The following is a 24,624-nucleotide window of genomic DNA, read 5'->3' as shown; positions in this document are numbered from 1 at the left end:
CATCCTAATTATTTCAGTAATTGAAGTAAATGAAAGGGCATGATATAATAAAATAAATATTTCAATTTATGAAATAAATATCGAGTAGGAGAGTGCATTATGAATATTTTTATGCCTATTAAAATTGGAAATGTGGAGATAAAAAATAGAATTATGTTTCCGCCATTAACTACTTCTTTTGAGGAAAGAGGAGGAATTATTACGCCTAAAGCTATAGAATTTTATAGAGAAATAGCAAAAGGTGGTGCAGGGTTAATTGTAGTAGGAGACGTTTCAGCAGTTGCTGCTTTTTCAAAAACTCCAACACTTCATCATGATGGATTAATAGAAGGTCATAAAAATTTAACCGATGCAGTACACAAAGAAGGAAGTAAAATAGCAGCACAAATATATTATCCAGAAGTGGATCCAGATATAATAACTAATGAAATGAAAGCTAATGGTATGCCTGCAGCATTGAAGCTTCATCATAAATTATTCAATGAGTATGTAAATGAAGTAGATAAGGCAGGTATTGAAAAAATCCAGAATTTAATTGTAGATGTAGCAATAAGAGCTAAAAAAGCAGGATATGATATTCTTCAATTACATGGAGATAGGCTAATTGGTATGTTCTGCTCGCCTATTTTAAATAAAAGAACTGATGAATATGGAGGTTCATTTGAAAATAGAGCAAGATTTGTTTTAGAGGTGATGGATAAGCTTAGAGCTGCACTGCCAGATATGCCGATAGACTATAAGATGTCTATTATCAGAATGAATCCACGAAAGGGCTTCGGTGGCCCAACATTAGATGAAGCAAAAATATTAGTAAAGTGGCTAGAAGAAAAAGGTGTTAACTCCTTCCATGTAGCCCTTGCAAATCATGGAGAACTAATAAACACTATACCTTCAATGGGCATGGAGCCCTATGGATGTTTCTTGGATTTATCAGAAGAAATAAAATCAGTTGCTACAGTTCCTGTAAGTTGTGTAGGAAGGATATTAAAACCATCAATGGTTAGAGCGATATTAGATACAAATAAGGCTGATATTGTAGCATTAGGAAGACAATTAGTTGCAGATCCTAATTGGCCAGTAAAGGTTTTAGAGGGAAGAGAAGATGAAATAAGATACTGCATTATGTGTAATAAGGGCTGTGCGGATAGGCTGCTTGCACATGGAAGTATTGAATGCACAGTAAACCCAATTAATGGATTAGAGAAAGAAGTTCTAATAACTAAAGCAGAAAATATTAAGAAAGTATTAGTAGTTGGTGCTGGTGTGGCCGGACTTGAGGCAGCTTGTGTAGCGGCTGAAAGAGGACATAAGGTTATAGTATTAGAAAAAGAGGACAAACTATTTGGACAACTAAATATCGCTATGGTTCCACCAAATAAATCTGAAATGGAAAGATTAATGGAATACTATTTGAAAAAATTAGAGCTTCTTAAGGTTGAAGTTAGGACAGGCGTGGAAGCAACTGTAGATATTGTAAAAGAATTAAATTGTGATGAAATAATAATAGCAACAGGAGCAACAAAATTTGTGCCTAAATTTACTGGTATTGAAAATATGAAGGTCGTATCAGCTTGGGATGTCTTAAATGGTAAAGAAGAATTAAATGATAGAATTGCAATTATAGGAGCTGGCTTTGTGGGTATTGAAACAGCTGAATATATTGGAGAAAGAAATAAAGAAGCTTTTATAGTTGAATTAAGCGATAAAATATTAAATGGCGAAAATGTATCTAATATAAATGCTATGATGAAAAACCTTAGAGACCATAATATAGAAATATTTAAAAGTCATAAGCTTTTATCAATAGAAAAGGATTATATAAAGGTTGAACATGGAGAGGAAGTAAAAGAACTACCATGTAATATGGTAGTTGTTGCAATTGGAGCAAAACCAGAAAAGACATTATCAATTAAGCTTAATGAAGCTGGCATAAGTCATCATTTAATAGGGGATTGTAAAATGGATAATGCAAGATTAATAGGTGAGGCAATAAGAGATGGATTTAATTTAGGAGTAACATTATAATTCTCTTATTAATTACTGTTATATATAAGCAAGATATTACTTAGAGAGATAATATCTTGCTTTTTTGAGTAATGAAAATTTTATAGTAATGTATATGCTTGACTGGAGTACTATATTTAAATATAATAAAAACAAATAAACAAATTGTTTTTATGATTTGTGTTTATTCTTATTTAGAGGTGAAAAGTATAATGCCAAAATTCACAGAAATAGAGAAGGAAAGAATAAAATCTGAAATGATGCTAGTTGCGCATAAGTTTTTTATTACAAAGGGACTAAAAAATACATCTATTGAAGATATAACCTCTTCAGTATCTATAGCAAAAAGCAGCTTTTATGTTTTTTTTGAATCTAAGGAAATGCTTTATCTTGAGTTATTAGTTTTTGAAGGTGAAGAAATTGAAAGGTTAGTTTGGCCAAAAGTAGAAAAAGAGAAGAATGTACGTGAAGCAATAAAGGTTTATCTGTACGAAATGTCCTCCGCTCTGGAATCTAATATACTAACACAAAGACTAATAACTAATTTAGATGAGTATAATATGGTAACTAGAAAGATAAATCCACAATATTCAGCAACCAGGACATTAAGGAGTATTGTGCCACAAATGGATTTCATAAAGAAGAATAAGGAGTTAAAAAAATTAATAGATGAGGATATTGAGGTTATTGCAGGTGTTATTCGATCTGCTTTGGCAATGATTATTCATAAAAAGGACGTTGGTGAAAAAATTTATCCTAAAGTTCAAGAAATTCTTTTTAATGCAGTGGCAAATGAACTTACAAAATAATAAAAATGTTTAGGATGTGATAAGAATGAGTAAAACAAATAGAGAAGTTATTGAAATTGCAATAAAACATGGATTAGTTCTAAAGGAAGATACTTTAGTATTTAATGAATCAGGGCTTGACTTTTTAGCAATATTTGCTACTGATCAGCAAGGCAATGAATGGGTTCTTCGCGTTCCTAGACGTGATGATGTAATGCCAAGGACAAAAGTTGAAAAGCAGGCTTTAGATTTGGTGAATCGATATAGTAATAACTTTCAAGCACCAAACTGGGTCATTTACACAGATGAGTTAATAGCATACAAAAAGTTAGATGGTGTACCAGCAGGAACTATAGATCATAATATAGGAAACTATGTTTGGGAGATAGATATCAACAATGTTCCAGAATCATTTCACAAGTCTCTTGGTAGAGTGTTAGCAGAGCTACATAGAATACCTAGTGATAAAGCTAGTGAATTCGGTTTATCAGTGCAAACACCGGAACAGGCAAGAGTATCAATGAAGCAGCGTATGGATGATGTAAAAGCAAAGTTTGATGTGGGTGAGAAGCTATGGAACAGGTGGCAGGCATGGATTAATGATGATGAAATGTGGCCTAAGAAAACAGGGCTAATCCATGGAGATGTTCATGCAGGACATACTATGATTGATAAAGAGGCTACTGTGACTGGATTAATTGACTGGACTGAAGCTAAGGTTACAGATATATCAAATGACTTTGTTTTTCATTATAGAGCATTCGGAGAAGAAGCACTAGAAGCCTTGATTCTTGCTTATAAAGAAGCGGGTGGATATTGCTGGACTAAGATGAAAGAGCATATTATTGAACTGGTTGCAGCGTATCCAGTATCAATTGCTGAGTTTGCAATGATATCTGGTGCTCCGGAATATGTTCAGATGGCGAAGAAAGCGTTAGAAGTAAAAGATTCGTAAGCGGTGTGATATTAGCACCGGTATGTTCCCTCAGACTTATTAGTTTGAGGGAATTTTTTTATTGGGGCGTATCTCATAGTAGAACTAAAGATACTTTTAAGCTGAGTTTTGAATTCATCAAAATTGCAGATAATTTTCCATAAGCTGCCGTCAGGTTAGATTACTACACAAAATTGGTAAAGTCTTATAAACGTATATTTTTGGTAAATGAAAAATAACTCTTGAACCTCACCTTACGTTAGGTTGTATGATTTATTTAATATCTAGTATAGCCTTACGTAAGATGTGATGAAGCAGCTTGCGAGATTATCCAAGTAAAAACTGAGAGTAAACTAAAAATTTAGAAAGGAATTTAAACTAGAATGAAAAACTATATTTTAAAAACATTAGCCTATAATAAGCAAGTGCGTATTTTTTTTATGGAAAATACAGATATGATAAAAGAAATCTGTAATCGTAAAAATATAAGTAAGACTTTAAAAACTGCACTGGGCAAAACTGTATCAGCTGCAACTTTAATATCCGGAACCTTAAAAGGGAATCAGAGGGTTAGTATAAAGATTAATGCAAGCAATCGAAATTATAAAATTTTTGCGGATGTGGATTCTAGTGGGAATATCCGTGGTTACATTAATGACGCATTATTAAATGCACCTTTAGGCAATACAAATATTTTGTCCGTTGAAGAATTAATAGGGGACAAAGGCTCAATTCAAGTATTAAAAGATTTAGGAATGCACAGTATTTTTACAGGAATAACAGATATGCCCTATGGAAATATTGTTGATGATTTTTCATATTTTTTTAAACAAAGTGAGCAGACTGATTCTTTTTTCTCAGTAAATATGATTTATAATGAAAATAATGAAATTGCTTTATGTAGAGGTATAATGGCTCAACTGCTCCCTGGCGGTCATAGTAGTCTTATTGATGATATTCAGAAAATTTTTTCTGAAAACCAGTCGATTTTATTAAATTTGGGAAGGAAGGAGAATTTCAAAGAAATCCCTTACCTATTATTTAAAGATATTGAAATAGTTGAACACTATCCAGTTCAATTCCTTTGCGGGTGTTCTAAAGAAGCTTTTTATCCTATGCTATATTCTCTAAATAAGGAAGAGTTGGCTCATGCATATAAAAGTGAAAAGTCAATGGAGATTGTATGTAATGTTTGTGGAGAGAAATACTCTTTTAGTCCTCAGGAGATAGAAAATCTTGTAAGATAGATAAAACTTTTAGAAGGATGTGATGATAGTGCAGAATAGAACCTGGAAGGTAGGTGAGCTATCTAAGCTCGCAGGGCTTACAATAAGAACTCTTCATCATTACGATGAAATTGGTCTTCTAAGTCCCACGTTTCGAACAGACTCAGGTCATCGTTTATATGCAGAAGATGATATAGTGAAACTCCAGCAAATTATGTCACTGAAGGAATTAGATTTTTCTTTAGATGAAATTAAAGAATTTTTTGAGAATCCTGAATATAATCCAAAGGAAATTATTGAGATGCAGATTGAACGGTTAAACCAGGAAATTAAGCTGAAAGAAGAATTAATGCTGCAACTGCAGGAACTATGGGAAGTTTTCAATTCGCTGAAAAAACCAAATTTAGAACAGTTTATTAGTTCAATACAATTGATTAAGAATCAAAAGGATTATTTTACTCAAGAGCAAATAAATATAATGAAAAAGCAATATGGTAAGCTTAATAACATTGATTCAGATAAGTTTGCTTACAATTGGAATGAAATAAATTATTTACTTCAATCTGAAATGGAAAAGGGTACATCAGTATACAACCCAAGAGTCATTGAGTTGGTAAAGAGATGGAAGGAGGAAATGGATTTTTTTACAGGAGGAGATTCAGGGATTATGCACTCTGCTGAACGCTACTACACAGATAACCCTCATGCAGCAAAAGGAAGCGGCATGAGTGGAGAACTTTATAAATATATCAAGGATATATTGTCCCACATTAAATAGCGCTGGAATTTGACGCCCTCTTTCTTATAGAGAATTTAATTTTTACTCATAACTAAGAATATTTGCGCTAAGGTATGAATAAATTCAACTACTCATCCCCACTATTATTATATCATATAAAATTTTCAAATAACAGGCTTATAAGCTGAGCCTTTTGTGTGTATCATAGGAACAGAAATATCTTAATAGAACATTACTTCATATATACCTAAAAAAGAAAGGGGAATAGGTATGAATCCATACGTACTTAGCTTTCAAGAGATTGACAAAACAATGCTTTCAATGGTTGGTGGGAAAGGTGCTAATCTAGGGGAACTATCCAAGGTTAATAGCATCATAGTACCAGAGGGGTTTTGTGTTACCACAGAAGCATATAAAAAGATAACTGAAAATAATCAGGAGCTTAATGATTTATTGGAAAGATTATCACAACTTAGACTAGAGGATAGGGAAAAGGTTATTGAATTTAGCGAGAAAATTCGTAATGTCGTAGAAGAAATATCTATTTCTAAGGATATAGCAGAAAATATCACGGCTTATATCACAAGGTTTGGTGAAAAAGCTGCTTATGCAGTACGGTCAAGCGCAACTGCAGAGGATTTACCGACAGCCTCCTTTGCAGGTCAACAGGATACGTATTTGAACATTATAGGAACAGAGTCAATTCTAAAGCATATCAGTAAGTGTTGGGCATCGCTGTTTACCGAGAGGGCAGTAACTTACCGCATTCAAAATGGCTTTGATCATCGTAAAATATACCTGTCTGTGGTTGTTCAAAAGATGGTTTTTCCTGAAGTGTCAGGAATTTTATTTACTGCAGATCCAGTCACTTCTAATAGGAAAGTATTATCTATTGATGCCAGCTTTGGACTTGGTGAAGCTTTGGTTTCGGGCCTTGTTAATACTGATAATTATATAGTAAAGAGCGGTAAGATTGTTAATAAGAAGATATCCACTAAGAAGCTAGCTATTTATGCCTCAAAAGATGGTGGTACAAGAGAACAGAACATTGAGCTAGAAGAGCAGAATAAACAAGCTCTTACAGATGATCAAATTTTGCAGCTTGAGAGCATGGGCAGAAAAATCGAAGAGCATTTCAGCTGTCCGCAGGATATCGAATGGTGTTTAGATAATGATATATTTTATATAGTCCAGAGCCGTCCAATCACTACCTTATACCCCATACCTGAAGCAAAGGATGAGGAAAAACACGTTTATATATCTGTGGGCCATCAACAAATGATGACAGACCCATTAAAACCATTGGGAATAGCTTTAATGGAGCTAATATCTTTTGGCCACAGGTTTAAAGCTGGCGGAAGGTTGTTTGTTGATGTGGCTCAAATGCTGGCTTCACCCGATAGTAGAAAAATGCTATTAAATAACATGGGGCAACACGACCCTCTCATAAAAGACGCACTTATGACTATAATAGAACGAGATTTTATAAAATGTTTACCAGATGATAAAGAACAACAAAGTGACCATAAGAATAATGAAATTAAATCTTCTGCAAATTCAGGGTTACAGTTCGAAAACAATCCATCAATCGTGTCTGATTTGATTAAGAAGAGTCAAACATCCATAGAAGAGCTAAAACAAAACATTCAAGGAAAATCAGGAATAGACCTAATAGATTTTATACTAGAAGATATAGAGGAATTAAAAAGGATTTTATTTGATCCGCAAAGTACAGCTGTATTTACGGCTGCGATGAATGCTTCATATTGGATCAATAAAAATATGAACGAATGGTTGGATGAAAAAAACGCTGCAGATACGCTTTCTCAATCTGTACCAAACAATATTACCTCGGAAATGGGGCTGGCATTAATGGATGTGTCAGATGCTATTCGTCCTTATCCAGAAGTAATTGAGTATTTACAGCATGCAGAAGATAATAACTTTTTGGAGGAATTGGCTAAATGTAATGGCGGGCAGGAAGCTCGAGAAGCAATTTTATCTTATCTTGATAAATACGGAATGAGATGCACCGGAGAAATTGATATTACTAGACCCCGCTTCAGCGAAAAACCAACTACGCTTGTACCCATGATTCTAAGTAATATCAAAAATTTTAAGCCTAATGCTGGCAATCAAAAATTTGAGCAAGGGCGACAGGAAGCTTTGAAAAAGGAAGAGGAGCTATTAGAGCGATTGAAGCAATTATCGGATGGTGAAGAAAAAGCCAAAGAAACTAAACGGATGATCGATCTGATCCGGAATTTCATCGGATATAGAGAATACCCAAAATACGGCATGGTTAGCCGCTATTTTGTTTATAAACAGGCATTACTTAAAGAAGCCGAACGACTAGTAAAAGCAAACGTTATTTATGAAAATGAAGATATATATTACCTCACCTTTGAAGAATTTCGCGAAATAGTGTGCACACATAAACTAGATTATGCAATCATCAATAAGCGAAAAGATGAGTACAAATTATTCGAAAAACTAACTCCTCCGCGTGTTATCACCTCTGACGGTGAAATCATAACAGGTAAATACAAACGAGAGGGTCTACCAGAGGGTGCTATTGCAGGTCTGTCTGTTTCTTCTGGAATCATAGAGGGAAGAGCACGTGTAATCTTAAACATGGAAGATGCTAATTTAGAAGATGGAGATATATTAGTAACATCTTTTACTGACCCTAGCTGGACACCAGTTTTTGTAGCTATAAAAGGCTTGGTTACCGAAGTTGGCGGGCTGATGACTCATGGAGCAGTTATAGCACGTGAATATGGCTTGCCAGCAGTTGTGGGCGTAGAAAATGCTACCAAACTGATAAAAGATGGTCAGCGCATTCGGGTGAATGGAACAGAAGGATATGTAGAAATACTATAACAGGGAAGCTGTTGTCTACTCCTTAGGAATTGAAAAATAAATGAAAGCTAGTAGGCGGTGGATTTGGATATGTTTATTAATGGCAATAGTGATAATAGTCTTTTAGAATAAATAAACAAATATTTAATGCTAAAGAATCATATAATTAAGTAACAATACTTCGTAGAGTAGGGATATAGTGTCTCAATATGAATTTTTTACTTTTAGTGAATATATAAGAAAAGACCAAGATTTATTAACTCCTTCAGCTGAAGATTATATGGAGATGATATATAGACTTTCAAGTAGTAATGGATTTACAAGAGTGAATGACCTTGCTTCAGCACTTAATGTTCAACCTTCTTCTGTGAGTAAAATGATACACAAATTGTCCGAAATGAAGCTTGTAAAGTACGAAAAATATGGTGTGATAATGCTTGAGGCAAGCGGAGTTGAAATCGGTAAATCACTACTTAAACGTCATAATTTAATAGAAAAGTTTCTAAAGTTTTTAAATGTTACAGAAGGTTTATTATTAGAAACTGAAAAAATTGAACACACAATAAATGAAGAAGTATTAAAAGGAATTAAAGATCTGGTAGATTTTTTTCAAGATTATCCTGACTTGCTTGAAAGGTTTAATGCTTATAGAAAAGAGAAAAATAAAGACTAAAATGTACGGGACGCTTTAAAACTTAGTCCCGTACTTTTTAGTGTAAATATTTTTACCCTAAACCTAGGATTCTGAAAATTAACGTTGTTAAGAAGCATACAGCAAAAGCTATTCCTGTTGGAACAAGTGTCGATAACGCTGTCCACTTGAAGCTTCCTGTTTCTTTTTTTATGGTTAAAAGTGTGGTGGCACAAGGCCAGTGAAGCAGACTAAATAACATAGTATTTAATGCTGTCAGATAGGTCCAACCATGGTCAAGTAATATTTTTCTTAAAGAATCTATACTTTCAAATTCAATCATTGCGCCTGTTGATAAATAAGACATTAAAAGTATGGGAAGCACAATTTCATTGGCAGGAAGTCCTAAAATAAAAGCCATTAATATAAAACCGTCTAGTCCAATAAGCTTTGCAAGAGGATCAAGGAAAGCTGCGGCATGACCTATGATACTTAAATCGCCAATATATATATTTCCAAGTATCCAAGTTATAGCACCGGCTGGGGCAGCAATAATTACGGCTCTCCACAGAACAAATATTGTTCTGTCAATTATAGAAGTATATAAAACTCTTCCTATTTGAGGCACTCTATAGGGTGGAAGCTCTAAAGTAAAGGTAGAAGGAACTCCTTTTAAAAGTGTCTTAGATAAAATATAGGATACTAATAGGGTTACACCTATACCAATAACAACTAAACCTGTTACAGAAAGAACAGGAAGAATACCTGAGTTCACGCCGCCTTTTGCAACAAGAAAAACTGTAGAAATTGCAATCAAGGTTGGAAATCTTCCGTTGCAAGGAACAAAGTTATTGGTTAAAGTTGCTATAAGCCTTTCTCTTGGAGATTCAATTATTCTGCAGGCTATTATTCCTGCTGCATTACATCCAAATCCCATACACATAGTGAGGCACTGTTTTCCATGAGCACAAGCTTTTTTAAATAAGTGGTCAAGATTAAAAGCAACCCTTGGTAAATATCCTAAATCCTCAAGTATTGTAAAGAGAGGGAAGAATATTGCCATTGGAGGAAGCATAACAGATACAACCCAGGCTAGTGTCCTATAAAGTCCAAGTACTAAAATACCGTGGAGCCAGGCTGGAGCATTTATGCTTGTAAACCATAGTGTAATTTTATCTTCAATTTTAAAGAGAAAGTCTGCTATTATTTGAGAAGGGACATTTGCACCTGTAATAGTTATCCAAAATACTACTGCTAAGGTCAAAAGCATCAAAGGAATTCCAAAAGTTTTTGAGGTTATATAATTATCGATTAACCTGTCTCTATTAAGCTTAGCATTGTCTTCCTTTACATATTTATATCTTATTTCTTCTGCAGACTTATATATCTGCTCTGAAATAACATCTCTAATACTTCTTTTATTGTTATTGGATTCAGTACCTGACACTTCCTGTATTTTCTTCATAGCCTCCTGATCTAGGTTTTTAAAGATAGCTTCCATAAGCTTATTATCTCCATCAATAATTCTTAAAGCCAGCCATCTGGAATTTATTCCTGTGATATGTTTTTCAATAATAGGCTGCAGTATTTTGATTCTATCTTCTATATAGTTCTCATAGTATACTATTTTAGGCTTTGGAGCAATTTTTTCCGAAACTACACTATATACAGCTTCTTTAAGCTCATCAATGCCTATGCCGCTTCTTGCTGCACATAAAATTACTGGTATACCTAATGCCTTTTCAATGCCGTGACCATCTATAATTATATTTTTCTTTTTTGCTTCATCTATAAGGTTTATACAAAGTACAACCTTGTCTGTAAGCTCCATAACCTGATAAACAAGGTTAAGGTTTCTTTCAAGGCAGGTTGCATCAGTAACTACTATTACTGCATCTGAATTACCAAAGCATATAAAGTCTCTTGCTACCTCTTCCTCCACAGATGATGCAAAAAGTGAGTAAGTACCAGGTAAATCCACTAAAATGTTTTCTTTGCCTTTGTGAGTAAATTCTCCCCTTGCATTTACTACAGTTTTACCAGGCCAGTTTCCAGTATGCTGTTTAAGTCCAGTTAGAGAATTAAAAACAGTGCTTTTGCCTGTATTTGGGTTGCCCGCTAGTGCAATTACATATTGTCCTTCTTTTTTTTCAATAGTAAAGATATCTGTTAACGCAGCATTTTGTGTTGATTGATACGTTAAGCCCATTGTATGCCTCCTGAAAATTATTAATTATTAGAAGCAGGGGTAATCTGCTTCAATTTACCTCTAATTATGATTAATTTTTATTAAAGCTGCTTCTTCTCTTCTGAATGCTATCATAGCACCTCGAATATTATATACTGTCGGATCTCCTGAAGGACCTTTTCTAACTACTTCTATCCTAGCACCCTTGGTTAACCCCAGGGCAAGCATTCTTTCTCTAAGCATTCCAGTAGATGATAAATCTTGAACTGTAACAAAGCTTCCAACTGATGCAGCATCTAATCCTAGCATATAATGACCTCCTAAATAATTTATATTTTATTTCAGATAAGCCTTAATAAAGTTTTAAATTTTACTAATTTGAAATTATGTATAACTTGAATTTTATATTAAAGAAAGAATATTGCAGTAGGCTGAATTTGTTTCCCTAGGCTAACTCTAATATAATCTATGATTTGAGTTCTAAATTGGTGCTAGAATTCATATAATAAGTGGAAAAAATATTTAAATTGTTTATATTTCTAGCAAACTAGAACTGGAACGTATTATTTTTAAAGCCTTCATCATGTTTAAGTTTGACGGAGGCCTTTATAATTATATTGATATTTGGGGGTGGTAGTTATAGAGCCATGGCCTTTATCTAGTAAATTTATAATAATTAATAATTACTATTCACAAATAATATATTTTGTGATACTATAATAATATATTAGGCATACCTAAAAATTAATTTAGGTAGCCGTGGATAAATAATTAACAATTATTTAAGCGGTATGAGGAATTCAGGAGGAAAAGTGATGACACAAAATAAGGAAGATTATCTTAAGGTAATATATGAACTTGGAGGAAGTACCAGTCAAGTAAACAATAAGGATATATGCACAGCATTAGGTGTGTCTGCTCCTTCAGTAAGTGAAATGATAAAAAAGCTTCTTGAGGAAGAATATATTGAATATACTCCATATAAAGGAATTAAGTTAACTCAATATGGAACAGAAGAAGCAGTAAAAATTATACGACGTCATAGGTTATGGGAGGTTTTCCTGGTAAATCATTTGGGTTACACCTGGGATGAAGTACATGATGAGGCTGAAAAGCTTGAACATGTAACCAGCTCTAGATTTGAAGAGCGTTTAGAAAAGTATTTGGGTTATCCCAAAACTTGCCCTCATGGCAGCCCTATTCCTTCAGACACTATAGAAATTAACAATTGTAGGACACTTGATTCCTTAGAGGTTAATGAAAGTACAATAATTAGGCGAGTAACTGATGATAGCGAGCTGTTAAGATATGTGACTCATCTGGGACTTAATATCGGAGACAGTATAACAATTGTAGATTTGGCTCTTTATAATGGGCCAATTACATTGAGAAAAAAAGAAAAGTATATAATCATTGGCAGAGAAGCTGCAAGCAAAATTTATGTTGATTAATGGAGGTGTTTTAAATGATTAAATGGATATCACAATTTAGCCCGGTGCAGCAGGCACTTATTGGAACATTGTTTACATGGGGAGTAACAGCACTTGGTGCGGCATTAGTGTTTTTCTTTAAAAAAATAAATAAGAAGGTGCTCAATGGCATGCTGGGATTTGCAGCAGGAGTTATGATTGCAGCCAGCTTCTGGTCTTTATTAGCACCTGGAATTGAAATGGCAGAAGATTTAGGACAGATTGCATGGGTAACTGCGGCCATTGGTTTTTTAGGAGGCGGTCTATTTTTATTTGTTGTAGATAAAGTATTACCGCATCTCCATATGGGACTTGATACCTCACAGGCCGAAGGTGTAAAAACAAGCTGGCAAAGAAGTATACTTTTAGTGCTTGCAATTACTCTTCACAATATTCCAGAAGGACTTGCGGTAGGTGTTGCTTTTGGTGCTGTGGCATATGGATTGCCATCTGCATCTTTAGGAGGTGCTATAGCATTAGCGATAGGTATTGGATTGCAAAACTTCCCTGAAGGTGCAGCGGTATCAATACCACTTAGAAGAGAAGGATTTTCTAGAAGAAAATCATTTTTATATGGTCAGGCATCTGGTATAGTTGAACCAATAGCTGGTGTTATTGGAGCATTTGCAGTTACTGCTATACGGCCACTGCTTCCCTATGCATTAGCCTTCGCAGCTGGAGCTATGATTTATGTTGTTGTAGAAGAATTAATTCCAGAAGCACAGCAAGGTGAAGGTATAAAAACTGATGTTGCTACAATAGGCTGCATGTTAGGGTTTGCTGTTATGATGATATTAGACGTTGCTTTAGGGTAATGCTTATTAATGAGATTGAATCATATTTAAGAAAGAAATCATTTAGGAATTCCACCAAACTAATCAGTCTGGTGGAATTTTGTCTAGGAGTTAGCTGGTTTAAGAGTCTTCATTTTTTATAGGAAGATAATCTTAAGAAATCTTAAGATTTTTAACAATTAAATATTAATATTTTAATTCTATAATAAACATATAGTTTACATAAAAGAAATTTAAGAGTGTAAAACATATTGTTTAAATATAGGAGGAAAAAATGAGACGATTATTTACATCAGAATCAGTTACAGAAGGACACCCAGATAAAATTTGCGACCAAATATCTGACGCTATATTAGATACTATACTTGAAAAGGATCCAAATGCAAGGGTTGCTTGTGAAACAGCTGTTACAACTGGAATGGTACTTGTAATGGGAGAAATAACAACTAACTGCTATGTTGATATTCCTAGAGTAGTTAGAAAAACTGTAGAGGAAATAGGTTATGTCAGAGCAAAGTATGGTTTTGATGCTAATACTTGTTCAGTTATTACTTCTATAGATGAGCAATCTTCTGATATTGCCATGGGTGTTGATGAAGCTCTAGAGGCTAAGAAAGGTGAAATTGATAATATAGAAGCTATAGGTGCTGGAGATCAAGGTATGATGTTTGGCTTTGCTACAAATGAAACAGAAGAACACATGCCGCTTCCAATTGCCATGGCTCATAGGCTTTCAAGAAGATTATCTGAAATTAGAAAAAATGGAACACTTTCTTATTTAAGACCGGATGGTAAAACACAGGTAACAGTAGAATATGAAAATGATAAACCAGTAAGAATTGATACAATAGTTATTTCTACTCAACATGGACCAGAGGTTACTAGAGAAGAAATTGAAAGAGATTTAATTGAGCATGTTATAAAGGCTGTAGTTCCCAAAGCATTGCTAGATGAAAACACAAAATATTTAATTAATCCAACCGGAAGATTTGTTATTGGCGGTCCTCAAGGAGATTCAGGTTTAACAGGACGAAAGATTATTGTAGATACCTATGGCGGTTATGGAAGACATGGCGGCGGTGCTTTCTCTGGTAAAGATCCAACAAAGGTAGACCGTTCTGCTGCATATGCTGCAAGATGGGTGGCAAAGAATCTTGTAGCTGCTGGAGCTGCCGATAAACTTGAAATTGAATTGGCCTATGCAATAGGGGTAGCAAAACCAGTTTCTATTGAGGTAGATACTTTTGGTACAGGCAAGATATCTGATGATAAGATTGTTGAAATTGTTAGTAAGGTTTTTGATTTAAGACCTGCTGCTATTATTGCGCAGCTAGATTTAAGACGACCAATATATAAGCAAACTGCAGCATACGGCCATTTTGGAAGAACTGATATAAGTTTACCTTGGGAAAGCTTAAATAAGGTTGATGAGATTAAGAAGTATTTATAAAGATATGAAATATGGCAGCTAAGTAGTTTAGCTGCCATATTTCTTTTTTATAGTTCTTGATACATTTATAGAAACGCCTACGAAGCAAAGGCTTGATATAACATAGGTTTAAACAAGATGGTTTACCCAAAGTACACAAATGTATACTAAAAATATAAATAAAGTGGTTTTAACAATAAATATGAAATATAATGAAAAAGAAGATAGACTAAAGATTATGCTGTGGGTGTGCTTACAGATGTCTCATTGATAATAAAGGAGAAAATTATGAATTTAACTATTATAGAAAAACCTAAGTTTAAAATTGCAATTGTTAACAGTCAGGAAGTGCTGATTACGGATGTTCAGTCTGCCTTGGATTTAATGGCCACTATATGGTATGAGGCAGGCAGTTACAGAATAATCATAAACAAATCAGCAATAGTTGAGGAATTCTTTGATTTAAAGACTAGACTAGCAGGAGAAATTTTGCAGAAGTTTGTTAATTACAACGTGAAAGTTGCAATTGTAGGCGATTTCACTGCTTATTCAAGCAAAAGTTTAAGAGATTTTATTTATGAGAGCAATAATGGTAAACATATATTTTTTGTAGCTGATGAAAATCAGGGAGTTGAAAAGTTGAGTATTGACTAATGAATTTAGCAAAACTTTAAGAACAGGTAAGGAAGTATAAAAACCCAATATATCTAAGTCTTACGAAAGGAAATAGTATATATGAACAATATACTGATAGTTTAGTATTCTCTTTTTCAAAATACAGCAAATTTAGCTCTGGAAATAGCTGTTCAGACCGATGGTACACTAAGAGAGTTAATTCCTGATATGAATTATTCCTTTGACTATAACACCGCTGCTAAAGAAGTAAGAAATCAAATCGCCAGAGGATTTTGCCCTACGTTAATATCTGGGAATCAGTCTATAGGTGATTATGAGACAATATTTATAGGTCCGCCTAATTGGTTTAAAACAATAGCGCCACCAGTTACGAGCTTTCTTAGTCATCATGATTTTACAGGCAAAACAGTAATTCCATTTTGTACTCATGGAGGCAGCGGATTTGGGTAAATTCAAAATGATATAGCTAAAAAGTGATAAAAAGCTAATATTCTACCTGGTATTGCTGTATCAGAGAACGTTAGAAATTGGATTAAGATAATTAGTATTTTTATAGTCAATCATAAGAAATTAGCGCCTTACAGAAACGAATATTTTTGTCTAGTAAGCTGCCTTAGATGATTATTTTATCAGAAAATTTTTAAAATTTAAACGGAATATATTTACATGTAATGGTAATTGTGTTAGTATATAAGTAATCGATTACTAAATATTACAATCATTACTTTCATACTAAGTGGTATTTCAAACCTGTTTACAATAGCGGGTAATGTTAAAAATAAAAAAAAAGGGGGAGAGTTTAATTTTTAAGTAATCGATTACTATAAATATATAAAGGGGATGGGAATATATGCATTTTCTAGATTATTTGGCTGTAGTTGCATTTTTTGGACTTATGGTACTTATTGGGATTTATTCATACAAGAAAGTAGACAACTCTGATGATTACTTTACTGCTGGTGGACAGGTACCTTGGTGGCTGGCAGGAATTTCACACCACGTATCAGGATATAGTGGAGCAGTTTTTGTTGGTTATGCTGTAATATGTTATAACTTTGGTTTTACTATGTATGTTTGGTGGGCAATTCCAATAACGATAGCATGTATAGTAGGTGCTTTCCTTATTGCTCCTAAATGGTCAAGACTAAGAGAAAGATTAAACATACAATCACCAACAGAATACCTGTCATTAAGATATAACATACCAACTCAGCAGGTAATGGCTTGGTCAGGTACTATACTTAAGCTTTTTGACGTGGCAGCAAAATGGACTGCTATGGGGGTTCTCTTAAATGGATTTGCTGGTATACCAGTAAGTGTAGGTATTTTAGTTTCTGGTGGAGTTTCATTGTTATATATAACAATAGGTGGGCTTTGGGCAGATCTTCTTACAGATTTTGCACAGTTTATAATTCAAATTCTAGGTGGATTATTTGTATTCTTTGGAGCGCTTAAGCACTTAGGTGGAATAAGCAGTATAACCGGTATATGGAAGCAACTTCCTCCTCAAAACTCACAGCCTTTTAACGGACCATACACAATGGGTTTTGCACTTGCTTATGTGCTTATAACTTTCTTAAGTTATAACGGAGGAACATGGAACTTGGCTACAAGATATATTTCAGCTCCATCAGGCTCTAGTGCTAAAAAGTCAGCACTTCTTTCCGCAGCATTATATCTTATCTGGCCGTTATTTCTATTCTTTCCAATGTGGGCAGGACCAATACTATTCCCAGGACTAAAGGATCCATCGGGATTATATTCATTATTAACCAAGCAGTTTTTACCTGCAGGAATGGTAGGATTTGTCTTAGCTTCAATGTTTGCAAATACAATGTCTATGACTACCTCGGATGCAAATGTAATTTCCTCAGTAATTGTAAGAGATATTCTTCCAGTTATCAATCCTAAAATTAAAAATGCTTCTGAAAAGCAATCTTTAAAATATGCAAGATGGGCAACTTTGATATTTACAGGTGCAACCTTGATTCTATCCTTAAATTCTGATCTTTTCGGAGGGGTTCTAGGGCTTATTATAACTTGGTTTGGCGGACTGGTTGGGCCAACAGCAATTCCTATGCTTTTAGGTTTGCTTCCAGCCTTCAAGCATTGTGATTCAAAGGCAGCATTGGTTTCGATATTTGCGGGCTTTGGAGGCTTTGCGCTAGTTAACTTTGTTTTAACTACAAGCCAGGCAACAAAAGTTGCTACACCAGTTTTAATATCACTAGCAGTATTTATAATAATGGGATTATTAAACAGCAATAAGGCTGTAAAACCAGAGATAGAAGAACTATTAATATATCTCAACGATGAGAAAACCAATATTGATATAAAAGCTTAATATTATTTAGTATAAATCTCAGGTAGTAATTAAGCATTATTGTATCTGAGATTTATACTTTAAATTTAATATAATAGCAGGAGGTTTCTATGGAAAATCAAAGAACCGAGTTATTGGACTTTTACAAAGAACATGTTGAGAAAAATATGCTGCCCTTTTGGAAAAGAGCTTTAGATAAGGAGCATGGCGGTGTATTCACTTGTTTTAAAAATGATGGAAGCGAGCTTATAAGTACTGATAAATATGTTTGGTCTCAAGGAAGATTTTTATGGATATGGAGCACTGTCTATGAAATGATCGTGAATGGGCAGTTAAGGGGAGATAGTGAAAGTTTCAAAGAAGAATGCATTAAGCTTAAGGATTTCCTTAAAACTAATGTACTTTTGCTTGATGGTAGTTGTGCTTTTCTTCTTGAAAAAGATGGAACAAAAAAAGAAATATCTGAAGGAAGTGGCTATGACAACAGCTTTTATGCTGATTGCTTTGTAATTCTTGGATTTTCGAGATATGCAGAAGTTTTTTTAGATGATAGCCTGATAGATTGGATATTAAGTATTTACGATTCTGTTCAAAAGAGACTTTCAAGTGGAAATTTCAGAAGTGAACCATACCCAATACCTGCTGGTTATAAAGCACATTCTATTCCAATGATTATGCTTAATGTAACTCAAGAACTGGAGGCTGTGCTTGCTAAGTTTAATCATGTGAGAAGCATGGAGTTGAGAGATAAAAGTATTGAATATATGAAGTCAATTATGGATGAATTTTGCGATAGTGAAAACAGAATAGGCGAGATGCTTGCCACGGATATGAAGAGAGATAATAGCATGCTGAGCAGGCATCTGAATCCTGGACATTCAATTGAATCCATGTGGTTTGTTATGCATACTGCAGAAAAATACAATCTCAGGAACTATATAAATAAGGCAGCAGCAATTGTTGAAAAATCCTGCGAGCTAGGCTGGGATAACGAGTTCGGAGGACTTTTGAGATTTGTTGATTATGAAGGAGGAAAACCTAAGGGTGTTGCAGGTAGCGATCCTTACACAAAGTTAATAGCTGAAACCTGGGATTATAAATTATGGTGGCCTCATTCTGAAGTATTATATTCTACTTTGCTTTTAAATCATTTGCTAAGGGATGATAAGTACATTGGTTTATATAATAAGTTTCATGAATATGTATTCAACACTTTCCCTAATGCTGATAAGGAAGTTGGTGAGTGGATTCAGATAAGAAGAAGGAATGGTGAGCCTGAAGAAAAGGTAGTAGCGCTTCCAGTGAAGGATCCTTATCATATTTTAAGAAATCTGCTTCTAATAATTAAATTACTATCAAAATAGTTTACACAATAGGGAAAGAGGGACGGTTATGAAGATAGGAATATCAAAGCTTGTTATAACACCTGAAAAACCAGTGCCTTTAGCCGGGTTTGCCTTTAGAAAAAATGCTTATGAGGAAGTATCAGAGGATATTCATGCAAGAACAATATATTTTCATGATAAGAATTTTGAATTAGTGCTTGTAAGCGCAGATTTAATATGGTTTGGGAAAGATATTGTAGAAAAAATAAGAGGAGTTTGTAGAGAAAAGTATGGACTCAAGCCGGAACAGGTTTTACTGCATGCTACTCATAGTCATTCGGGACCTCAGACAGGTACGGAATTTACACCTTCCTTAGGATTAGCTGATGAAGCCTATATGAGTTTTTTGGCTAATAAAGTAATTGAGGGAATAGCATTGGCAAAATCCAATAAAGAAGAGGTTGAGGCATATATTTGCAAAACTACGTGGAATCTTGGTATTAATAGACGTAAAAAAGTGGATGACAGAGTAGAAATGGCACCTAATGATAAGGGCATAAAAGATGATATACTTACTTTTATATATTTTTATACTAAAGGTACAAATAATATGAAGGCAGTCATCTGCCACGGAACCTGCCATCCGAATATTTCAGCAGAAAATAAAATCTCAGCAGAATATACTGGCATCGCCATGTCGAAGATAGAGAATTACTTAGGCAACCAGATTGCAGCCTTATTTTTACAAGGCTTTACTGGAAACATCAGGCCTAATATTCAAAAGCAGGGGAAGTTTCTTAGAGGTACAGCAAAAGAAGTTAATGAAGCTGCAGAATATCTATATGGTATTTTTTTAGAGACTATAAAAAAGGACAAGATTGAACTGAAATTGAACAACCTAATACTGAAGGAAGAAACTATAAAGGTGCCTTTAAATAAGGTTCCAGATGAAGTTTTGCTAATTTCGATGATTGGAAATGAAGATATAACTGGAGAATGGAGCAGGTTTTTGCTTGAAGATAAATCAAGACTTTGTCCTTACAAAGATCTTATAATTAGTTGTGTTAGATTAGGAAAGGAGCTTAGCTTTATATTTATTAATGGAGAAGTTGTTAATGAATATGCTATGTATGCACAAAGCGTAAGCAGCTCAAAAGTATTATCAGTGGGATATACAAATGGAATGATAGGGTATCTTCCTACTGAGCAGCAGATAAATGAAGGCGGTTATGAACCGGATGAATCAGCCTATTATTTTGCCTTGCCGGGCAAATACGATAAAGAGCTTGAAAGTATATTTAAGAAAAAAATAAAAGAGCTTTTAAATGAAATGGGGGATAAGTAATGCTTAAAGATATTACAGAATTAAAGATGTTTAGGAAGCACAATCTTAAGGTAAGTGTTTATGAAGATAGGAAAAGTCTTGGGCTAGCAGCTGCAATGGATGTAGCCGATTGCATAAAAGATCTTTTAAATTACAAGAAAAAAATAAGAATTATATTTGCAGCAGCACCATCACAGGTAGAATTTTTAGAGGAACTGCTAAACATTGAAGGTATTAATTGGGAGAAGATTGAAGTGCTTCACATGGATGAATATATAGGCTTACAAGAAGATTCTCCTAATCTGTTCAGCAAATTTATAAAGGATAACGTCACCAGCAAGGTTAAGGTGAAATCAGTCAGCTATATTAATGGAAGCACAGAGAATGTTGAATTGGAAGTAAAAAGGTATACTGAACTTTTGAAAGAGGACATAGATATTGTATGTTTAGGTATAGGCGAAAATGGCCATATAGCCTTTAATGATCCGCCTGTAGCTGATTTTAAGGATGATAAGCTAGTCAAGATAGTAGAACTTGATGAAAAATGCAGGCAGCAACAGGTTAACGATGGGTGTTTTGAAAGCTTAGCCAAGGTACCGACACACGCTATTACACTTACAATTCCTATGCTGATGAGAGGTAAATATTTGTTTTGCATGGTTCCTGGATCCTCTAAAACTGATGCTGTTAAGGCTGTTTTGAATAATCCTGTAGATGAAAGCTGTCCTGCGACTATATTAAGAAAACACGAGAATGCAAGGCTTTATCTTGATAAGGAGTCTTATGGAATGTCAGTTACAGGAGAATACCTCGGTAAGGTAGTAAGACATTTAGAGATGATAGAGGCTGAAGAACATGATAAAATTATGGTTGCTGCCAAAATGGTAGCAGAGCAGATTAAACTTAATAAGTTAATATATGCTTATGGTCCGGGGGGACACTCAAATTTAGGTTCTCAGGAAATATTTTTTAGAGCTGGCGGTCTAATGCATGTTAGTGCTATTCTTGATGAAGGAACATTATTAAGCGGAGGAGCCTTAAGATCTATGGCTGTTGAAAGAACACCGGGTTATGCAAAAATAGTTCTGGATGATTATGGTCTTAAAGAAGGAGATCTACTTATTATAATAAACGCTTATGGAATAAATTCCGCTACTATAGATGCAGCTCTTGAGGCGAAGAAAAGAGGAATAAAGACCATAGGTGTAACCTCGGTAAAGCATGCTGAATTAACACCTAAAACTCATGTTGCGAGACATCCTTCAAAGAAGAATCTAAGTGAACTTGTGGATGTAGTTTTAGATTGTAAAATAAAAGTTGGTGACGCAGTAATAAATATAGAAGGTCTGGAGCAGAAGGTAGCTGCCATGTCAACCTTTGCAAATGCATTTATTTTAAATTCTATGGTGGCAGAAACCATAAACCTTTTAGTAAAGGAAGGCATAAAACCGCCGATTTGGATGAGCGGCAACGCAACTGGCGGTGATGAATGGAACAATCAGTTCATAAGCCAGTTTAAAGGCAAGATAAAGAAGCTGTAGTGACAAGGGGGGAAGTAAATGGCGCAGATAATAGTTAATGGTAATGTTATAACTCCAATGAAGATTATTGATAATGGGATAGTTGCGTTCGAGGGTGGCAAAATAACATATGTTGGGGAGAAAAAAGGATATAACATTAGTGAAAACGATACAGTATATGACGCAGGAGGAAACTATGTCAGTCCTGGATTTATAGATATTCACACACATGGTGCTGGTGGTTATGATTTTATGGACGCTACAGTAGAAGCCTTTTTAAAGGCTTCAGAAACTCACATGAAGCATGGTACAACATCCATAGTTCCAACTACTATTACAAGCACTATAAAGGATTTGTACAGAACTCTTGAGATTTTTACTGAGGCAAAGAATAAAAATATGGGTCCTGAATTAATTGGGCTTCATCTTGAAGGACCTTATTTTGCAGAGGAACAAAGGGGTGCTCAGGATTTAAAATATATTAAGAATCCTGAAAGAAAAGAATACTTAGAAGTTTTGGACTCCAGCAGGGATATAGTACGATGGACAATAGCTCCTGAAAAGAGCGGCGCACTTGAGATGGGGCTTGAGCTTAGAAAAAGAGGTATAATTCCTTGTATAGGGCATACTAATGCAATTTATGAAGATATAGTAAAGGCTTATGAGCATGGATATTCCCTGATGACACATTTTTATTCAGCAATGTCTACAGTTAAGAGAATAAAAGGTGTAAGGTTTGCAGGAGCAGTTGAAGCTGGCTACCTTATTGATGAAATGATGGTAGAGGTTATTGCAGACGGTATGCATCTGCCTAAAAGCCTTCTTCAACTGATATATAAAATAAAAGGATCTGATAAGATATGCCTGGTTACAGACTCAATGAGAGCTGCGGGAATGCCTGAAGGCGAGTATGTTCTAGGGAATACTGAAACAGGCCAAAAGGTTATTGTAGAAGATGGTGTAGCTAAGCTTAAAGATAGGACTGCCTTTGCAGGAAGTGTTGCTACTGCTGATAGATTGATTAGAACTATGAGAGACATCGCTGAAGTGCCTCTGGTTGAATGCGTAAAAATGCTAACTCTAAATCCAGCAAAAGTAATGGAAATCAGCAGCAGAAAAGGTAGTCTTGTAAGGGGAAAGGATGCTGATATAATCATCTTTGACAACTTTATAAGCATCAAAAATGTATGGGTAATGGGTGAACGAAAAATATAAATTTAGTTTTTGAAAATCCTTAGTCTTAGACTAGGGATTTTTAAGTTTATTTTTTATAGCCAAACAAGCAGTATAAAAATCCCATTAATTATATTATAATACAATCAGGTTGCAAAATAGGATAAATATACTATACTGTACTTATAGATAAAATAGAGAATGGGGAGTCAAGTGTGGAAGTGAAACGAAACACAATTTATGATGTTGCTAAACTTGCAAATACTTCAGTTGCAACTGTTTCAAGAGTATTGAGCAATAAAGACTATCGAGTTAGCGATGAATTAAAAGAAAAGGTGTTAAATGCAGCAAAGGAACTAGGGTATACTCTAAATTTACTTGGAAGGAATTTGAAGTCTAATAAAAGTTCAGATATAGGAGTCATTATACCAACTATCACCAATCCTTATTATACTATGCTTGTTAAAGGGGTGGAAGAAACTGCAGCAAAGAGCAATTATGATTTGTTTCTATGTAATGTTAACAGGCAGCCGGAAAAAGAAAGAAAGTTTATTGAATCTCTCATGCAGAAACAGGTTGCTGGCATAATTCTGGCATCAATAGGCGAGAAACATAAGTACCTGCAGCAATATAAAAATATGGGGACTTGCATAGTATCAATGGATCAAACTATTGAATTTCCTTGTGATAAGGTAACCTTTGACTTTTTTCAAGGAGGGTATCTAGCAGGAAAACACCTAGTCTCTCTAGGACACAAGAATATAGCATTTTTATCATCACCTATAAAGGACAGGCACAGTAGAAGAGAAATTATTAAGGGATTCAAAAAAGCCTTAGCAGAGCAAGGTGTTGAATTGGAACCTAAAAATATTATTGAAGGAAGCAAGGAAGTAGAAAAAACCTTCGAGGTTTATGAATATAAAAACGCAGAGTATTTTGTGAATCGAGTACTAGATATAAAGCCAGTACCAACTGCCCTATTCTGCATAAATGATATGACGGCCATAGGTGTACTTCATCAACTTCACGTTAGGGGAATTAATGTTCCAAATGATATTTCAGTAATGGGTTTTGATAATATTCCTATCTCTGAAGTGGCATATCCAGGGTTAACAACCATAGAACAGAACGCCTATCAGATAGGATCATTAGCATGCAGCACTCTGATAAACAAGATAGAAAACAAGACAGAAACATCTGATAATGTAATACTTAATCCTTCGTTAATTATTAGAGAGTCTACTGGAATAGCAAAATAG

The 24,624-nt window shown here is 34.5% G+C and carries 19 protein-coding genes and 1 pseudogene; 18 read left to right on the top strand and 2 right to left on the bottom strand.

Annotation, left to right across the window (positions count from 1 at the left end; genetic code table 11):
• The first annotated feature begins 99 nt into the window (after nucleotides 1–99).
• The 7 genes from bilR to mntR all read left to right on the top strand — a co-directional run bounded on the left by bilR (nucleotide 100) and on the right by mntR (nucleotide 9,226).
• Nucleotides 100–2,025 (top strand): bilirubin reductase, long form, encoded by a 1,926-nt coding sequence (gene bilR, locus NBE98_RS21800; RefSeq protein ID WP_250817210.1) that lies wholly within the window; start codon nucleotides 100–102, stop codon nucleotides 2,023–2,025.
• 191 nt (nucleotides 2,026–2,216) lie between these two features.
• A complete protein-coding gene (locus NBE98_RS21795; RefSeq protein WP_250817208.1) occupies nucleotides 2,217–2,813 on the top strand; it encodes a TetR/AcrR family transcriptional regulator in 597 nt (198 codons plus the stop codon).
• A gap of 25 nt (nucleotides 2,814–2,838) precedes the next feature.
• Nucleotides 2,839–3,747, top strand: coding sequence for a macrolide 2'-phosphotransferase (locus tag NBE98_RS21790; protein WP_250817207.1), 909 nt, complete (start codon nucleotides 2,839–2,841; stop codon nucleotides 3,745–3,747).
• Between the two features lie 362 nt (nucleotides 3,748–4,109).
• Nucleotides 4,110–4,973 (top strand): Hsp33 family molecular chaperone HslO, encoded by an 864-nt coding sequence (locus tag NBE98_RS21785; RefSeq protein WP_250817206.1) that lies wholly within the window; start codon nucleotides 4,110–4,112, stop codon nucleotides 4,971–4,973.
• Nucleotides 4,974–4,995: 22 nt separating this feature from the next.
• Nucleotides 4,996–5,730 (top strand): MerR family transcriptional regulator, encoded by a 735-nt coding sequence (locus NBE98_RS21780; RefSeq protein ID WP_250817205.1) that lies wholly within the window; start codon nucleotides 4,996–4,998, stop codon nucleotides 5,728–5,730.
• A 231-nt stretch (nucleotides 5,731–5,961) separates the two neighbouring features.
• Nucleotides 5,962–8,574, top strand: coding sequence for a phosphoenolpyruvate synthase (gene ppsA / locus NBE98_RS21775; RefSeq protein ID WP_250817203.1), 2,613 nt, complete (start codon nucleotides 5,962–5,964; stop codon nucleotides 8,572–8,574).
• Nucleotides 8,575–8,752: 178 nt separating this feature from the next.
• Nucleotides 8,753–9,226: a transcriptional regulator MntR gene (gene mntR / locus NBE98_RS21770; protein ID WP_250817201.1), complete on the top strand. Its 474-nt coding sequence runs from the start codon at nucleotides 8,753–8,755 to the stop codon at nucleotides 9,224–9,226.
• A 52-nt stretch (nucleotides 9,227–9,278) separates the two neighbouring features.
• On the opposite strand, the gene feoB is transcribed toward mntR, so the two are convergent.
• Together feoB and NBE98_RS21760 are read right to left on the bottom strand one after the other, a co-directional pair.
• Nucleotides 9,279–11,393, bottom strand: coding sequence for a ferrous iron transport protein B (gene feoB / locus NBE98_RS21765; RefSeq protein WP_250817199.1), 2,115 nt, complete (start codon nucleotides 11,391–11,393; stop codon nucleotides 9,279–9,281).
• Nucleotides 11,394–11,453: 60 nt separating this feature from the next.
• Nucleotides 11,454–11,681, bottom strand: a complete 228-nt coding sequence (locus tag NBE98_RS21760; protein ID WP_250817197.1) for a FeoA family protein — start codon at nucleotides 11,679–11,681, stop codon at nucleotides 11,454–11,456.
• 506 nt (nucleotides 11,682–12,187) lie between these two features.
• Here NBE98_RS21760 and NBE98_RS21755 point away from each other — a divergent pair.
• The 11 genes and pseudogenes from NBE98_RS21755 (at nucleotide 12,188) to NBE98_RS21705 (ending at nucleotide 24,624) form a co-directional block, all read left to right on the top strand.
• A complete protein-coding gene (locus NBE98_RS21755; protein ID WP_250817195.1) occupies nucleotides 12,188–12,823 on the top strand; it encodes a metal-dependent transcriptional regulator in 636 nt (211 codons plus the stop codon).
• A 14-nt stretch (nucleotides 12,824–12,837) separates the two neighbouring features.
• Nucleotides 12,838–13,656, top strand: coding sequence for a ZIP family metal transporter (locus NBE98_RS21750; RefSeq protein WP_250817194.1), 819 nt, complete (start codon nucleotides 12,838–12,840; stop codon nucleotides 13,654–13,656).
• Between the two features lie 253 nt (nucleotides 13,657–13,909).
• Nucleotides 13,910–15,085, top strand: coding sequence for a methionine adenosyltransferase (metK, locus tag NBE98_RS21745; RefSeq protein WP_250817192.1), 1,176 nt, complete (start codon nucleotides 13,910–13,912; stop codon nucleotides 15,083–15,085).
• 267 nt (nucleotides 15,086–15,352) lie between these two features.
• A complete protein-coding gene (locus NBE98_RS21740; protein ID WP_250817190.1) occupies nucleotides 15,353–15,718 on the top strand; it encodes a DUF4180 domain-containing protein in 366 nt (121 codons plus the stop codon).
• Between the two features lie 81 nt (nucleotides 15,719–15,799).
• Nucleotides 15,800–16,321 (top strand): annotated as a pseudogene (locus tag NBE98_RS21735) (flavodoxin).
• Between the two features lie 229 nt (nucleotides 16,322–16,550).
• Entirely contained in the window at nucleotides 16,551–18,044 is a 1,494-nt protein-coding gene (locus NBE98_RS21730; protein WP_250817188.1) for a sodium:solute symporter family protein, read from the top strand.
• 89 nt (nucleotides 18,045–18,133) lie between these two features.
• Nucleotides 18,134–19,387, top strand: a complete 1,254-nt coding sequence (locus tag NBE98_RS21725) for an AGE family epimerase/isomerase (protein WP_250817186.1) — start codon at nucleotides 18,134–18,136, stop codon at nucleotides 19,385–19,387.
• A 28-nt stretch (nucleotides 19,388–19,415) separates the two neighbouring features.
• Nucleotides 19,416–20,693, top strand: a complete 1,278-nt coding sequence (locus tag NBE98_RS21720; RefSeq protein WP_250817184.1) for a hypothetical protein — start codon at nucleotides 19,416–19,418, stop codon at nucleotides 20,691–20,693.
• Nucleotides 20,693–22,213 (top strand): sugar isomerase domain-containing protein, encoded by a 1,521-nt coding sequence (locus tag NBE98_RS21715; RefSeq protein WP_250817182.1) that lies wholly within the window; start codon nucleotides 20,693–20,695, stop codon nucleotides 22,211–22,213. The genes NBE98_RS21720 and NBE98_RS21715 overlap by 1 nt, the downstream gene beginning before the upstream one ends.
• 18 nt (nucleotides 22,214–22,231) lie before the next feature.
• Nucleotides 22,232–23,407 carry an N-acetylglucosamine-6-phosphate deacetylase gene (gene nagA, locus NBE98_RS21710; protein ID WP_250817180.1) on the top strand — a complete coding sequence of 392 codons (1,176 nt, stop codon included), beginning with the start codon at nucleotides 22,232–22,234 and terminating at the stop codon, nucleotides 23,405–23,407.
• Between the two features lie 173 nt (nucleotides 23,408–23,580).
• On the top strand, nucleotides 23,581–24,624 hold the full coding sequence (locus tag NBE98_RS21705) for a LacI family DNA-binding transcriptional regulator (protein WP_250817178.1): 1,044 nt from the start codon (nucleotides 23,581–23,583) through the stop codon (nucleotides 24,622–24,624).

It is taken from the genome of Clostridium swellfunianum (assembly GCF_023656515.1).
In the GTDB taxonomy this organism is placed as follows: Bacteria; Bacillota; Clostridia; order Clostridiales; family Clostridiaceae; genus Clostridium_AT; species Clostridium_AT swellfunianum.
Note: the sequence above shows the minus strand (reverse complement) of the source record. Positions and strands in the feature narration are given on the sequence as shown.